The following is a 15,481-nucleotide window of genomic DNA, read 5'->3' as shown; positions in this document are numbered from 1 at the left end:
GTTGGTTAAGTCCTCGATCTATTAGTATCAGTCAGCTCCACATGTCGCCACGCTTCCACCTCTGACCTATCAACCTGATCATCTTTCAGGGATCTTACTAGCTTGCGCCATGGGAAATCTCATCTTGAGGGGGGCTTCATGCTTAGATGCTTTCAGCACTTATCCCGTCCGCACGTAGCTACCCAGCTATGCCTTTGGCAAGACAACTGGTACACCAGCGGTGCGTCCATCCCGGTCCTCTCGTACTAAGGACAGCTCCTCTCAAATTTCCTGCGCCCGCGACGGATAGGGACCGAACTGTCTCACGACGTTCTGAACCCAGCTCGCGTACCGCTTTAATGGGCGAACAGCCCAACCCTTGGGACCGACTACAGCCCCAGGATGCGATGAGCCGACATCGAGGTGCCAAACCTCCCCGTCGATGTGGACTCTTGGGGGAGATAAGCCTGTTATCCCCGGGGTAGCTTTTATCCGTTGAGCGATGGCCCTTCCATGCGGAACCACCGGATCACTAAGCCCGACTTTCGTCCCTGCTCGACTTGTAGGTCTCGCAGTCAAGCTCCCTTGTGCCTTTACACTCTACGAATGATTTCCAACCATTCTGAGGGAACCTTTGGGCGCCTCCGTTACTCTTTAGGAGGCGACCGCCCCAGTCAAACTGCCCACCTGACACTGTCTCCCACCCCGATAAGGGGCGCGGGTTAGAATTTCAATACAGCCAGGGTAGTATCCCACCAACGCCTCCACCGAAGCTAGCGCTCCGGCTTCTCAGGCTCCTACCTATCCTGTACAAGCTGTACCAAAATTCAATATCAGGCTGCAGTAAAGCTCCACGGGGTCTTTCCGTCCTGTCGCGGGTAACCTGCATCTTCACAGGTACTATAATTTCACCGAGTCTCTCGTTGAGACAGTGCCCAGATCGTTACACCTTTCGTGCGGGTCGGAACTTACCCGACAAGGAATTTCGCTACCTTAGGACCGTTATAGTTACGGCCGCCGTTTACTGGGGCTTCGGTTCAAAGCTTCGCTTGCGCTAACCTCTCCCCTTAACCTTCCAGCACCGGGCAGGTGTCAGCCCCTATACTTCGCCTTGCGGCTTCGCAGAGACCTGTGTTTTTGCTAAACAGTCGCCTGGGCCTATTCACTGCGGCTTTTCCGGGCTATTCACCCTAAAAAGCACCCCTTCTCCCGAAGTTACGGGGTCATTTTGCCGAGTTCCTTAACGAGAGTTCTCTCGCACACCTTAGGATTCTCTCCTCGCCTACCTGTGTCGGTTTGCGGTACGGGCACCTTACATCTCACTAGAGGCTTTTCTTGGCAGCGTGGAATCAGGAACTTCGGTACTATATTTCCCTCGCCATCACAGCTCCGCCTTAATGGAAACGGGATTTGCCTCGTTTCCGGCCTAACTGCTTGGACGCGCATATCCAACAGCGCGCTTACCCTATCCTTCTGCGTCCCCCCATCGTTCAAACGATGTATAGGTGGTACAGGAATATCAACCTGTTGTCCATCGCCTACGCCTTTCGGCCTCGGCTTAGGTCCCGACTAACCCTGAGCGGACGAGCCTTCCTCAGGAAACCTTAGGCATTCGGTGGAAGGGATTCTCACCCTTCTTTCGCTACTCATACCGGCATTCTCACTTCTAAGCGCTCCACCAGTCCTTCCGGTCTGACTTCAACGCCCTTAGAACGCTCTCCTACCATCGACACCAAAATGGTGTCAATCCACAGCTTCGGTGATACGTTTAGCCCCGGTACATTTTCGGCGCGGAGTCACTCGACCAGTGAGCTATTACGCACTCTTTAAATGGTGGCTGCTTCTGAGCCAACATCCTGGTTGTCTAAGCAACTCCACATCCTTTTCCACTTAACGTATACTTTGGGACCTTAGCTGGTGGTCTGGGCTGTTTCCCTTTCGACTACGGATCTTATCACTCGCAGTCTGACTCCCAAGAATAAGTATTTGGCATTCGGAGTTTGACTGAATTCGGTAACCCGTTGGGGGCCCCTAGTCCAATCAGTGCTCTACCTCCAATACTCTCATCTTGAGGCTAGCCCTAAAGCTATTTCGGAGAGAACCAGCTATCTCCAGGTTCGATTGGAATTTCTCCGCTACCCACACCTCATCCCCGCACTTTTCAACGTGCGTGGGTTCGGGCCTCCATTCAGTGTTACCTGAACTTCACCCTGGACATGGGTAGATCACCTGGTTTCGGGTCTACGACCTCATACTCATTCGCCCTATTCAGACTCGCTTTCGCTGCGGCTCCGTCTTATCAACTTAACCTCGCATGAAATCGTAACTCGCCGGTTCATTCTACAAAAGGCACGCCATTACCCATTAACGGGCTTTGACTACTTGTAGGCACACGGTTTCAGGATCTATTTCACTCCCCTTCCGGGGTGCTTTTCACCTTTCCCTCACGGTACTGGTTCACTATCGGTCACTAGGGAGTATTTAGCCTTGGGAGATGGTCCTCCCTGCTTCCGACGGGATTTCTCGTGTCCCGCCGTACTCAGGATCCACTCAGGAGGGAACGAAGTTTCAACTACAGGGTTTTTACCTTCTTTGACGGACCTTTCCAGATCACTTCATTTACCCCGTTCCTTTGTAACTCCATGATGAGTGTCCTACAACCCCAAGAGGCAAGCCTCTTGGTTTGGGCTAATTCCGTTTCGCTCGCCGCTACTCAGGAAATCGCATTTGCTTTCTCTTCCTCCGGGTACTTAGATGTTTCAGTTCCCCGGGTCTGCCTTCAGTACCCTATGTATTCAGGTAAAGATACTGTTCCATTACGAACAGTGGGTTTCCCCATTCGGAAATCTCCGGATCAAAGCTTACTTACAGCTCCCCGAAGCATATCGGTGTTAGTCCCGTCCTTCATCGGCTCCTAGTGCCAAGGCATCCACCGTGCGCCCTTTCTAACTTAACCGTTAAAAAAGATCTTACTGATGCTTTGAAAAAAATTAATTGCCTTCTATCTATTATCTAGTTTTCAAGGAACAAAGTAGAAAGAATCCATCACATCGTGATGTTTATCTTTCGTATCTGAATGAATTACTCATTCAAAACTGAACAAAACAAAAGCGCTCTCGTAATTATCCTTAGAAAGGAGGTGATCCAGCCGCACCTTCCGATACGGCTACCTTGTTACGACTTCACCCCAATCATCTGTCCCACCTTAGGCGGCTGGCTCCATAAAGGTTACCTCACCGACTTCGGGTGTTACAAACTCTCGTGGTGTGACGGGCGGTGTGTACAAGGCCCGGGAACGTATTCACCGCGGCATGCTGATCCGCGATTACTAGCGATTCCGGCTTCATGTAGGCGAGTTGCAGCCTACAATCCGAACTGAGAATGGCTTTATGGGATTCGCTTACCTTCGCAGGTTTGCAGCCCTTTGTACCATCCATTGTAGCACGTGTGTAGCCCAGGTCATAAGGGGCATGATGATTTGACGTCATCCCCACCTTCCTCCGGTTTGTCACCGGCAGTCACCTTAGAGTGCCCAACTGAATGCTGGCAACTAAGATCAAGGGTTGCGCTCGTTGCGGGACTTAACCCAACATCTCACGACACGAGCTGACGACAACCATGCACCACCTGTCACTCTGTCCCCCGAAGGGGAAAGCCCTATCTCTAGGGTTGTCAGAGGATGTCAAGACCTGGTAAGGTTCTTCGCGTTGCTTCGAATTAAACCACATGCTCCACCGCTTGTGCGGGCCCCCGTCAATTCCTTTGAGTTTCAGCCTTGCGGCCGTACTCCCCAGGCGGAGTGCTTAATGCGTTAGCTGCAGCACTAAAGGGCGGAAACCCTCTAACACTTAGCACTCATCGTTTACGGCGTGGACTACCAGGGTATCTAATCCTGTTTGCTCCCCACGCTTTCGCGCCTCAGTGTCAGTTACAGACCAGAAAGTCGCCTTCGCCACTGGTGTTCCTCCAAATCTCTACGCATTTCACCGCTACACTTGGAATTCCACTTTCCTCTTCTGCACTCAAGTTCCCCAGTTTCCAATGACCCTCCACGGTTGAGCCGTGGGCTTTCACATCAGACTTAAGGAACCACCTGCGCGCGCTTTACGCCCAATAATTCCGGACAACGCTTGCCACCTACGTATTACCGCGGCTGCTGGCACGTAGTTAGCCGTGGCTTTCTGGTTAGGTACCGTCAAGGTACCAGCAGTTACTCTGGTACTTGTTCTTCCCTAACAACAGAACTTTACGACCCGAAGGCCTTCTTCGTTCACGCGGCGTTGCTCCGTCAGACTTTCGTCCATTGCGGAAGATTCCCTACTGCTGCCTCCCGTAGGAGTCTGGGCCGTGTCTCAGTCCCAGTGTGGCCGATCACCCTCTCAGGTCGGCTACGCATCGTCGCCTTGGTGAGCCATTACCTCACCAACTAGCTAATGCGCCGCGGGCCCATCTATAAGTGACAGCGTAAACCGTCTTTCCATCTTCTCTCATGCGAGAAAAGAACGTATCCGGTATTAGCTCCGGTTTCCCGAAGTTATCCCAGTCTTATAGGCAGGTTGCCCACGTGTTACTCACCCGTCCGCCGCTAATCTCAGGGAGCAAGCTCCCATCGATTCGCTCGACTTGCATGTATTAGGCACGCCGCCAGCGTTCGTCCTGAGCCAGGATCAAACTCTCCGAAGAAATGTTTGACTTGCTCATTTTGCTTTTTTGATAGTGTGTGCTCACTTAAAATTTAACGTTGGCGCTTTGTTTTGTTCAGTTTTCAAAGAGCAATTTTCACAATCGTTCTTTCGAACGGCTTGTTTATTCATCATAACACTTTATTGATTAGTTGTCAACTTCTGCGAAGTTTTTAACTTATTTTAAATCGCTGTGTTTTTCAGCGACCATTTCATCTTATCATTTTCATAGTAAGAAGTCAATAGTTATTATTTTCTTCTAGCAATCTGCCAAAAGCGGATGAAGTTTTTCGTTTGTCTTAGTTGGTGCTTATTTATATTAATCCTATTTCACTTTAAAGTCAACACATTTCACAATAAATAATTTCCTTTCCCAATCTTAGGATAAGAATAGACTTCCAGGGCAAATCTGCACGGTTCCCGTGGCTTGAAAATGAAAAACATACATTCATGTTTAAAAATATAATTAAGACAAAGCTAAGGTCTCCTGCAAAGAACCCTAAATAACGCAAAAAAAGACCAGCCGGATGGCTGATCTTTTTAAATGGCTTGGCGGCGTCCTACTCTCACAGGGGGAAACCCCCAACTACCATCGGCGCTGAAGAGCTTAACTGCCGTGTTCGGAATGGGAACGGGTGTGACCTCTTCGCTATCGCCACCAAACATATCAGGAACGTTGTTCCTTCAAAACTAGATAATAAGAAGGTATTTCATTTTTTAAAAAGCGTTGGTTAAGTCCTCGATCTATTAGTATCAGTCAGCTCCACATGTCGCCACGCTTCCACCTCTGACCTATCAACCTGATCATCTTTCAGGGATCTTACTAGCTTGCGCCATGGGAAATCTCATCTTGAGGGGGGCTTCATGCTTAGATGCTTTCAGCACTTATCCCGTCCGCACGTAGCTACCCAGCTATGCCTTTGGCAAGACAACTGGTACACCAGCGGTGCGTCCATCCCGGTCCTCTCGTACTAAGGACAGCTCCTCTCAAATTTCCTGCGCCCGCGACGGATAGGGACCGAACTGTCTCACGACGTTCTGAACCCAGCTCGCGTACCGCTTTAATGGGCGAACAGCCCAACCCTTGGGACCGACTACAGCCCCAGGATGCGATGAGCCGACATCGAGGTGCCAAACCTCCCCGTCGATGTGGACTCTTGGGGGAGATAAGCCTGTTATCCCCGGGGTAGCTTTTATCCGTTGAGCGATGGCCCTTCCATGCGGAACCACCGGATCACTAAGCCCGACTTTCGTCCCTGCTCGACTTGTAGGTCTCGCAGTCAAGCTCCCTTGTGCCTTTACACTCTACGAATGATTTCCAACCATTCTGAGGGAACCTTTGGGCGCCTCCGTTACTCTTTAGGAGGCGACCGCCCCAGTCAAACTGCCCACCTGACACTGTCTCCCACCCCGATAAGGGGCGCGGGTTAGAATTTCAATACAGCCAGGGTAGTATCCCACCAACGCCTCCACCGAAGCTAGCGCTCCGGCTTCTCAGGCTCCTACCTATCCTGTACAAGCTGTACCAAAATTCAATATCAGGCTGCAGTAAAGCTCCACGGGGTCTTTCCGTCCTGTCGCGGGTAACCTGCATCTTCACAGGTACTATAATTTCACCGAGTCTCTCGTTGAGACAGTGCCCAGATCGTTACACCTTTCGTGCGGGTCGGAACTTACCCGACAAGGAATTTCGCTACCTTAGGACCGTTATAGTTACGGCCGCCGTTTACTGGGGCTTCGGTTCAAAGCTTCGCTTGCGCTAACCTCTCCCCTTAACCTTCCAGCACCGGGCAGGTGTCAGCCCCTATACTTCGCCTTGCGGCTTCGCAGAGACCTGTGTTTTTGCTAAACAGTCGCCTGGGCCTATTCACTGCGGCTTTTCCGGGCTATTCACCCTAAAAAGCACCCCTTCTCCCGAAGTTACGGGGTCATTTTGCCGAGTTCCTTAACGAGAGTTCTCTCGCACACCTTAGGATTCTCTCCTCGCCTACCTGTGTCGGTTTGCGGTACGGGCACCTTACATCTCACTAGAGGCTTTTCTTGGCAGCGTGGAATCAGGAACTTCGGTACTATATTTCCCTCGCCATCACAGCTCCGCCTTAATGGAAACGGGATTTGCCTCGTTTCCGGCCTAACTGCTTGGACGCGCATATCCAACAGCGCGCTTACCCTATCCTTCTGCGTCCCCCCATCGTTCAAACGATGTATAGGTGGTACAGGAATATCAACCTGTTGTCCATCGCCTACGCCTTTCGGCCTCGGCTTAGGTCCCGACTAACCCTGAGCGGACGAGCCTTCCTCAGGAAACCTTAGGCATTCGGTGGAAGGGATTCTCACCCTTCTTTCGCTACTCATACCGGCATTCTCACTTCTAAGCGCTCCACCAGTCCTTCCGGTCTGACTTCAACGCCCTTAGAACGCTCTCCTACCATCGACACCAAAATGGTGTCAATCCACAGCTTCGGTGATACGTTTAGCCCCGGTACATTTTCGGCGCGGAGTCACTCGACCAGTGAGCTATTACGCACTCTTTAAATGGTGGCTGCTTCTGAGCCAACATCCTGGTTGTCTAAGCAACTCCACATCCTTTTCCACTTAACGTATACTTTGGGACCTTAGCTGGTGGTCTGGGCTGTTTCCCTTTCGACTACGGATCTTATCACTCGCAGTCTGACTCCCAAGAATAAGTATTTGGCATTCGGAGTTTGACTGAATTCGGTAACCCGTTGGGGGCCCCTAGTCCAATCAGTGCTCTACCTCCAATACTCTCATCTTGAGGCTAGCCCTAAAGCTATTTCGGAGAGAACCAGCTATCTCCAGGTTCGATTGGAATTTCTCCGCTACCCACACCTCATCCCCGCACTTTTCAACGTGCGTGGGTTCGGGCCTCCATTCAGTGTTACCTGAACTTCACCCTGGACATGGGTAGATCACCTGGTTTCGGGTCTACGACCTCATACTCATTCGCCCTATTCAGACTCGCTTTCGCTGCGGCTCCGTCTTATCAACTTAACCTCGCATGAAATCGTAACTCGCCGGTTCATTCTACAAAAGGCACGCCATTACCCATTAACGGGCTTTGACTACTTGTAGGCACACGGTTTCAGGATCTATTTCACTCCCCTTCCGGGGTGCTTTTCACCTTTCCCTCACGGTACTGGTTCACTATCGGTCACTAGGGAGTATTTAGCCTTGGGAGATGGTCCTCCCTGCTTCCGACGGGATTTCTCGTGTCCCGCCGTACTCAGGATCCACTCAGGAGGGAACGAAGTTTCAACTACAGGGTTTTTACCTTCTTTGACGGACCTTTCCAGATCACTTCATTTACCCCGTTCCTTTGTAACTCCATGTTGAGTGTCCTACAACCCCAAGAGGCAAGCCTCTTGGTTTGGGCTAATTCCGTTTCGCTCGCCGCTACTCAGGAAATCGCATTTGCTTTCTCTTCCTCCGGGTACTTAGATGTTTCAGTTCCCCGGGTCTGCCTTCAGTACCCTATGTATTCAGGTAAAGATACTGTTCCATTACGAACAGTGGGTTTCCCCATTCGGAAATCTCCGGATCAAAGCTTACTTACAGCTCCCCGAAGCATATCGGTGTTAGTCCCGTCCTTCATCGGCTCCTAGTGCCAAGGCATCCACCGTGCGCCCTTTCTAACTTAACCGTTAAAAAAGATCTTACTGATGCTTTGAAAAAAATTAATTGCCTTCTATCTATTATCTAGTTTTCAAGGAACAAAGTAGAAAGAATCCATCACATCGTGATGTTTATCTTTCGTATCTGAATGAATTACTCATTCAAAACTGAACAAAACAAAAGCGCTCTCGTAATTATCCTTAGAAAGGAGGTGATCCAGCCGCACCTTCCGATACGGCTACCTTGTTACGACTTCACCCCAATCATCTGTCCCACCTTAGGCGGCTGGCTCCATAAAGGTTACCTCACCGACTTCGGGTGTTACAAACTCTCGTGGTGTGACGGGCGGTGTGTACAAGGCCCGGGAACGTATTCACCGCGGCATGCTGATCCGCGATTACTAGCGATTCCGGCTTCATGTAGGCGAGTTGCAGCCTACAATCCGAACTGAGAATGGCTTTATGGGATTCGCTTACCTTCGCAGGTTTGCAGCCCTTTGTACCATCCATTGTAGCACGTGTGTAGCCCAGGTCATAAGGGGCATGATGATTTGACGTCATCCCCACCTTCCTCCGGTTTGTCACCGGCAGTCACCTTAGAGTGCCCAACTGAATGCTGGCAACTAAGATCAAGGGTTGCGCTCGTTGCGGGACTTAACCCAACATCTCACGACACGAGCTGACGACAACCATGCACCACCTGTCACTCTGTCCCCCGAAGGGGAAAGCCCTATCTCTAGGGTTGTCAGAGGATGTCAAGACCTGGTAAGGTTCTTCGCGTTGCTTCGAATTAAACCACATGCTCCACCGCTTGTGCGGGCCCCCGTCAATTCCTTTGAGTTTCAGCCTTGCGGCCGTACTCCCCAGGCGGAGTGCTTAATGCGTTAGCTGCAGCACTAAAGGGCGGAAACCCTCTAACACTTAGCACTCATCGTTTACGGCGTGGACTACCAGGGTATCTAATCCTGTTTGCTCCCCACGCTTTCGCGCCTCAGTGTCAGTTACAGACCAGAAAGTCGCCTTCGCCACTGGTGTTCCTCCAAATCTCTACGCATTTCACCGCTACACTTGGAATTCCACTTTCCTCTTCTGCACTCAAGTTCCCCAGTTTCCAATGACCCTCCACGGTTGAGCCGTGGGCTTTCACATCAGACTTAAGGAACCACCTGCGCGCGCTTTACGCCCAATAATTCCGGACAACGCTTGCCACCTACGTATTACCGCGGCTGCTGGCACGTAGTTAGCCGTGGCTTTCTGGTTAGGTACCGTCAAGGTACCAGCAGTTACTCTGGTACTTGTTCTTCCCTAACAACAGAACTTTACGACCCGAAGGCCTTCTTCGTTCACGCGGCGTTGCTCCGTCAGACTTTCGTCCATTGCGGAAGATTCCCTACTGCTGCCTCCCGTAGGAGTCTGGGCCGTGTCTCAGTCCCAGTGTGGCCGATCACCCTCTCAGGTCGGCTACGCATCGTCGCCTTGGTGAGCCATTACCTCACCAACTAGCTAATGCGCCGCGGGCCCATCTATAAGTGACAGCGTAAACCGTCTTTCCATCTTCTCTCATGCGAGAAAAGAACGTATCCGGTATTAGCTCCGGTTTCCCGAAGTTATCCCAGTCTTATAGGCAGGTTGCCCACGTGTTACTCACCCGTCCGCCGCTAATCTCAGGGAGCAAGCTCCCATCGATTCGCTCGACTTGCATGTATTAGGCACGCCGCCAGCGTTCGTCCTGAGCCAGGATCAAACTCTCCGAAGAAATGTTTGACTTGCTCATTTGCTTTTTTGATAGTGTGTGCTCACTTAAAATTTAACGTTGGCGCTTTGTTTTGTTCAGTTTTCAAAGAGCAATATTTTCCATCACTTATTCGGCGACTTAATTAGTGTAACACCTTTCGAACTTCATGTCAACAACAAGTTTTAATTTCTCTTGCTTGCCTTCACTGTCTCAAGCGGTGTATTTAATATATTAGCACCTGCATGTAGACAAGTCAATTAAATCTTTAAAAATTCTTTGTTTTTTCAAGAACTACCACCTCCTTCTATATAAACACTGTTTCATTTTATTTTGAAGCATAAAGATTTTAATATCCCAAATGCCCAGCCCTGCTAATGAATAAACAAAAACAGAAGGGCAGCTAATTATAGCCACCCTCCTGTTCTTGAATGTTTATTTGCCGATAGAAATTACGTCCGCTTCTTCCCTGTCTACATTCCCCGCCTTTTCAATCTTCACACTTTCACCCTCCGAAAGGTTGGTAAAGACGATTGGCGTAATTATAGAAACTGCATTGTTTTTGACATATTCTAAATCAACTTTAAGCAACGGCTGTCCGCTTGTCACTTTGTCTCCTTGAGCGACAAGTGCTTCGAAGCCTTTGCCTTCCAACTTAACTGTATCGATCCCGACATGTATTAAGATTTCACGTCCAACATCGGAAACGATACCTATTGCGTGCATGGTCGGGAATAGGTTAACGATCGTGCCATCAACAGGAGAAACAACCAATCCTTCCTCCGGCAAAATGGCAAACCCATCACCCATCATTTTTTCAGCAAAGACTGCATCAGGCACTTCCGTAATCGGTTTTAATTCGCCTTTAATAGGTGAAATAAAGCGCTCGGAAACTTCTTCCGTCCGTAAAGGTTTCGGGACGATATCCTCGATTTGTTTTTCCACGCCCTCTTCAGGAGACGTTTCTACTTTACGAGGCCTTTTTCCATCGATAATATCCTTCATTTGCCCTTTGATCGTTTCTGAACGAGGTCCGAAGATCGCTTGGATGTTATTGCCAACTTCCAGCACTCCAGCGGCTCCAAGTTTCTTCAACCTATTTTTATCAACGTTACCGATGTCATTCACCGATACACGAAGACGGGTAATGCAAGCATCTAAGTGAGAAATATTTTCTTTCCCACCCATAGCATCCAAGATATCCCCAGGCAGACTTCCAGCTGTACTTGCAGATCCCCCCGTTTCATCGTCCTCTTCCACTTCACGACCAGGAGTTTTAAGGTTAAACTTCCTTATTGCAAATCTGAATCCAAAGTAATAGATAAGTGCAAAGACTAAACCAACCGGGATAACAATCCAAGCATTGGTTTGAGGATTAATTAAACCAAACAGTACGTAATCGATCAAACCACCCGAGAACGTCATCCCGATTTTCACATTCAGTAAATGCATGGTCATGAAAGATAGACCTGCAAACAGACAGTGGATTCCGAAAAGTACAGGTGCAACAAATAAGAAAGCAAATTCAAGTGGCTCAGTAATCCCAGTCAAGAAAGATGTAAGTGCCGCCGAAGCCATCAGGCCTCCGACTATTTTCTTTCGTTCCGGTCTTGCTTCATGATAAATGGCCAAAGCTGCAGCCGGCAACCCGAACATCATGAATGGATACTTACCAGTCATGAAAGTACCTGCCGTTAAATTCTGTACACCATCTTTAATTTGCGCCATGAAGATGGCCTGGTCACCTCTGACTGGCGTTCCCCCGCCTTGAGGGATATAGCTGCCAAATTCAAACCAGAATGGCGAATAGAAGATATGATGCAACCCAAACGGAATTAACGCACGTTCCACAACCCCGAACACGAAAGCTCCCAGTGTCAGGTTAGCACCTAACATATTTTCGGAAAATGCATTTAATCCCGATTGAATCGTTGGCCAAATCAAAATCATCAACAACCCAAGAATAACTGCGCTTGCAGCTGTTACAATGGGTACAAAACGTTTACCTGCAAAAAATCCTAAATATGAAGGCAGTTCAATTTCATAAAATTTATTATACATAACAGCAGCCATGACACCGACAATAATACCGCCGAACACGCCAGTTCCCAACGTCGGGATACCCAGAACATTGCTGTACACCGCACCATTATTCTCAATGTCGGCAGCGTCAATTCCAAGGACAGTTCCCATCGTCACATTCATAATCAAGAACCCGATAATCGCCGCCAGCCCGGCAACACCCTCTCCACCAGCTAGCCCAATCGCGACCCCCACAGCAAACAACAAGGGAAGATTCCCAAAAATAATATTTCCGGCATTCTCCATGACCGATGCGATCATTTCAACTCCGCCACTCGCAAGAAACGGGGCGATATCCAATAAAGTCTCGTTTTGCAATGCATTACCAAACGCAAGCAATATTCCGGCCGCTGGTAAAATGGCTACTGGAAGCATCAAGGCTTTTCCGATTTTTTGCAAAACGCCAAACAACTTCTTAAACATAGGTTTTCCTCCTCTTTACTGTTTTTCCATGCTAATAAAACGGTTACATTTAATGATGGAATTCATCTTCCCACGCAACAGAGTTCTAATACAAAAAAGGCATAAGCAAAGATAGGATTGAAATGAAAATTCAGGTATATAATACCCTCTTTCATAACAATCATTCTCCTCACTTATGCCTGATCGAATCAGTAACACGTAAGTTAATGTATTTTTATTTTATTTTCTTTTGTAATCGTTGGATATGCATCGTTAGATAGACAGCTTCCGCATCACAAACCGGTTTGCCTAATTTCTGTTGCATAATTTTTATTAGCTTCCATGAGATATTGTAACACAAGGGATATTCTTCTTTCAATAGCAATGCAATTTTTTCAGGTTCATCTACTTTTTCCCCAGCCAACACCCTGTCTATCATGAATCTTAAATGACGGACCAAACGTGTATAGTCAATGCTTTCCTTATTAATTTGTACGTTGAGCTGTTCCTCAACGACTTGGATAAGATGGTGGATTAATTGTGAGTGTTGATTGACTTCCGATAAGTCTTTATTTGCTATTGCACTATGAATATGAAGCGTAATAAAACCGATTTCCCCTTGGGGAAGGCCTATGCCTGTCTTATCCTGAATTAAGTCGATTACATCAACAGCAATATCATGTTCAAACGGATAAAGGGTTATCGTTTCTTTCAAGAATGGATTTTTGATAGTCATTCCTTGTGAAACACGCTGAAGGGCGAACAGTAAATGATCAGTTAAACCGACATGTATATGTTCATTGAGTTTTCCAGTTACTCGATCGTTAATGAGATGAATGGATTCTATGATGGCAGCTTGAAGACTTTGATCGATCTGCGGTAAAAGTTTTTTATAACTTTCCTGTTCCTTAACATTTTTTAGAACGAATGTTTTTTCCGCAAGTTCCGGACTTAATTCTTCGCCTTTCTTTCGGTTAAAGCCTAAGCCCTTTCCAATAGAAACTACTTCACCATACGACGGATGCGTGGCAATCACCACATTATTGTTCAAAACCTTTTCAACGATAAAACCATTCATTTTTCTCCCTCATTTTTTCCCAAAGTCATCCCAATGCCCCATACAGGATAAAGTACTTAGTACTTAGTCCTTTTACTATACACGATAAGACCTTTCTCTTACAACACGAAAGAAGAGCCCCAAAATCAGGGCTCTTCTAACTTACTCGCATTATTACTTCAAGAAAATGAAATATAGAAGGAAGACGACTCCAAGTCCCCACATGATTGGGTGAACTTCTTTAGCCCTTCCTTTCATCGACATAGTGATCGGATAGAAGATGAATCCACAAGCTATCCCTGTCGCAATTGAATATGTCATAGGCATCATGATAACGGTAAAGAAGGCTGGAACCGCAATTTCAAACTTCTGCCAGTCAATGTTTTTAAGTGAAGATGCCATTAATACTCCGACTATAACCAATGCCGGCGCAGTCACCGCAGATGTCACCACTGAAAGAAGCGGGAAGAAGAAAAGGGATAGGACAAACAGTAAACCTGTTACTACAGCAGCAAATCCACTTCGAGCACCAGCAGCAACACCTGATGTAGACTCTACATATGATGTAGTGGTGGATGTACCAAGAATTGCACCTGAAACGATGGATAATGAATCAGCTAGTAATCCTTTTCCCACTCTAGGAAGTACATTATCCTTCATCAGTCCAGCTTGTTGCGCAACAGCCACTAACGTACCGGCTGTATCAAAGAAAGCTACGAACAAGAAAGTCAATATCACGATTAACATTTGACCAGTGAAAAGATCACCGGGATTTCCGAGGGCATCGAACGCAACCCCGAATGTTGGCGCTATGCTAGGAACGGCACCGATTATTTTCTCCGGCACCGGAACTTGTCCAAAGATCATTCCTGCAATGGCCGTAATGACCATTCCTATGAACACGCCGCTTTTGACGCCTCTCGTCATCAAAATGACGGTTACGACAATTCCGAACACAGCCAATAAAGTATTTCCTGATGTCAAGTCGCCCAGTCCGACAAGTACACTATCATCATTCGTGATGATTCCAGCATTCTGAAACCCTACAAAGGTAATGAATAAACCGATACCGGCTCCGACAGCGTATTTCAATTCGACCGGAATTGCATTAATGATTTTCTCACGTATCCCCGATAGGGAAAGCAAAACGAAGATTATACCTGAAATCAATACCCCCGTTAAAGCTGTCTGCCAAGGAATCCCAAAACCAAGTACAACGGTAAAAGCGAAGAAAGCATTCAATCCCATGCCAGGGGCAAGCGAGATTGGATACCTGGCTATAAGTCCCATCAATATCGAGCCAATTGCGGCTGCTAAGGCGGTAGCGGCAAAAACCGCTCCGTAGTCCATTCTCAATTCATCCGGATAGTCCTCGATACTTTGTAAAGTCAGCATCACAGGGTTAACAACCAGGATATATGCCATTGAAAGGAACGTAGTTAGTCCCCCAAGTATTTCACGGCGATAATTAGTTCCCAGCTCATTAAACCGAAAATAGTTTTTCATTATGACTCTCCCCTATCATAAAATCATAAGCCAACAGAAAATGCCCCATTCACTTTTGAACGGGGCTTGACTGCGGTCATGTAAAGAAGTGGCGGTTTATCCATAACTCGCCAATCCATACACATCGTAGTCAAGCCGTTCACGGCAGCTTGGTAGAAACTTTTGGGCCATATCCCCAATATTATACGACAATTATGTTTTTTTATTATTATAGGTATAGTGTACCAATCACTAAAATAATCGTCAATATACCAAACGAATATTTTTTATGTAATTTTAGGCAATGTTCGCTTTTCGCTATATATCCCTTACTTATTATGGCTATATATTCGCCAACATACGGGAAATGTAATTAATCTACATATTCAAAAATTATTTTCACCAAAAAAAATCAGTGAAGGAAAATTCC

The 15,481-nt window shown here is 47.7% G+C and carries 3 protein-coding genes, 5 rRNA genes and 1 riboswitch; all 8 genes read right to left on the bottom strand.

Annotation, left to right across the window (positions count from 1 at the left end):
• Position 1 precedes the first annotated feature (1 nt).
• Positions 2-2,935 (bottom strand): 23S ribosomal RNA (locus tag UP17_RS01910).
• Between the two features lie 176 nt (positions 2,936-3,111).
• Positions 3,112-4,662, bottom strand: a 16S ribosomal RNA gene (locus UP17_RS01905).
• Between the two features lie 546 nt (positions 4,663-5,208).
• A 5S ribosomal RNA gene (rrf, locus tag UP17_RS01900) occupies positions 5,209-5,324 on the bottom strand.
• Positions 5,325-5,388: 64 nt separating this feature from the next.
• A 23S ribosomal RNA gene (locus tag UP17_RS01895) occupies positions 5,389-8,322 on the bottom strand.
• Positions 8,323-8,498: 176 nt separating this feature from the next.
• Positions 8,499-10,049 (bottom strand): 16S ribosomal RNA (locus UP17_RS01890).
• The 16S, 23S and 5S rRNA genes sit together here, the layout of an rRNA operon.
• Before the next feature lie 411 nt (positions 10,050-10,460).
• The gene (ptsG, locus tag UP17_RS01885; protein WP_061461261.1) at positions 10,461-12,530 is read right to left on the bottom strand and encodes a glucose-specific PTS transporter subunit IIBC; all 2,070 of its coding nucleotides are present in this window, start codon (positions 12,528-12,530) and stop codon (positions 10,461-10,463) included.
• Positions 12,531-12,744: 214 nt separating this feature from the next.
• Positions 12,745-13,587, bottom strand: a complete 843-nt coding sequence (glcT, locus tag UP17_RS01880; RefSeq protein WP_061461260.1) for a glucose PTS transporter transcription antiterminator GlcT — start codon at positions 13,585-13,587, stop codon at positions 12,745-12,747.
• 153 nt (positions 13,588-13,740) lie between these two features.
• Positions 13,741-15,072 carry an NCS2 family permease gene (locus tag UP17_RS01875; RefSeq protein ID WP_061461259.1) on the bottom strand — a complete coding sequence of 444 codons (1,332 nt, stop codon included), beginning with the start codon at positions 15,070-15,072 and terminating at the stop codon, positions 13,741-13,743.
• Positions 15,073-15,179: 107 nt separating this feature from the next.
• A riboswitch (purine riboswitch) is annotated at positions 15,180-15,281 on the bottom strand.
• Between the last annotated feature and the right edge of the window lie 200 nt (positions 15,282-15,481).

This window comes from Peribacillus simplex, from assembly GCF_001578185.1.
Taxonomy (GTDB): domain Bacteria; phylum Bacillota; class Bacilli; order Bacillales; family DSM-1321; genus Peribacillus; species Peribacillus simplex_A.
This window is presented reverse-complemented; position numbering and strand designations above follow the sequence as displayed.

Bases quoted from the DNA above. Each gene is read 5' to 3' on its own strand.
- glcT (WP_061461260.1), bottom strand. From the start codon at position 13,587: ATGAATGGTTTTATCGTTGAAAAGGTTTTGAACAATAATGTGGTGATT.
- ptsG (WP_061461261.1), bottom strand. From the start codon at position 12,530: ATGTTTAAGAAGTTGTTTGGCGTTTTGCAAAAAATCGGAAAAGCCTTG.
- UP17_RS01875 (WP_061461259.1), bottom strand. From the start codon at position 15,072: ATGAAAAACTATTTTCGGTTTAATGAGCTGGGAACTAATTATCGCCGT.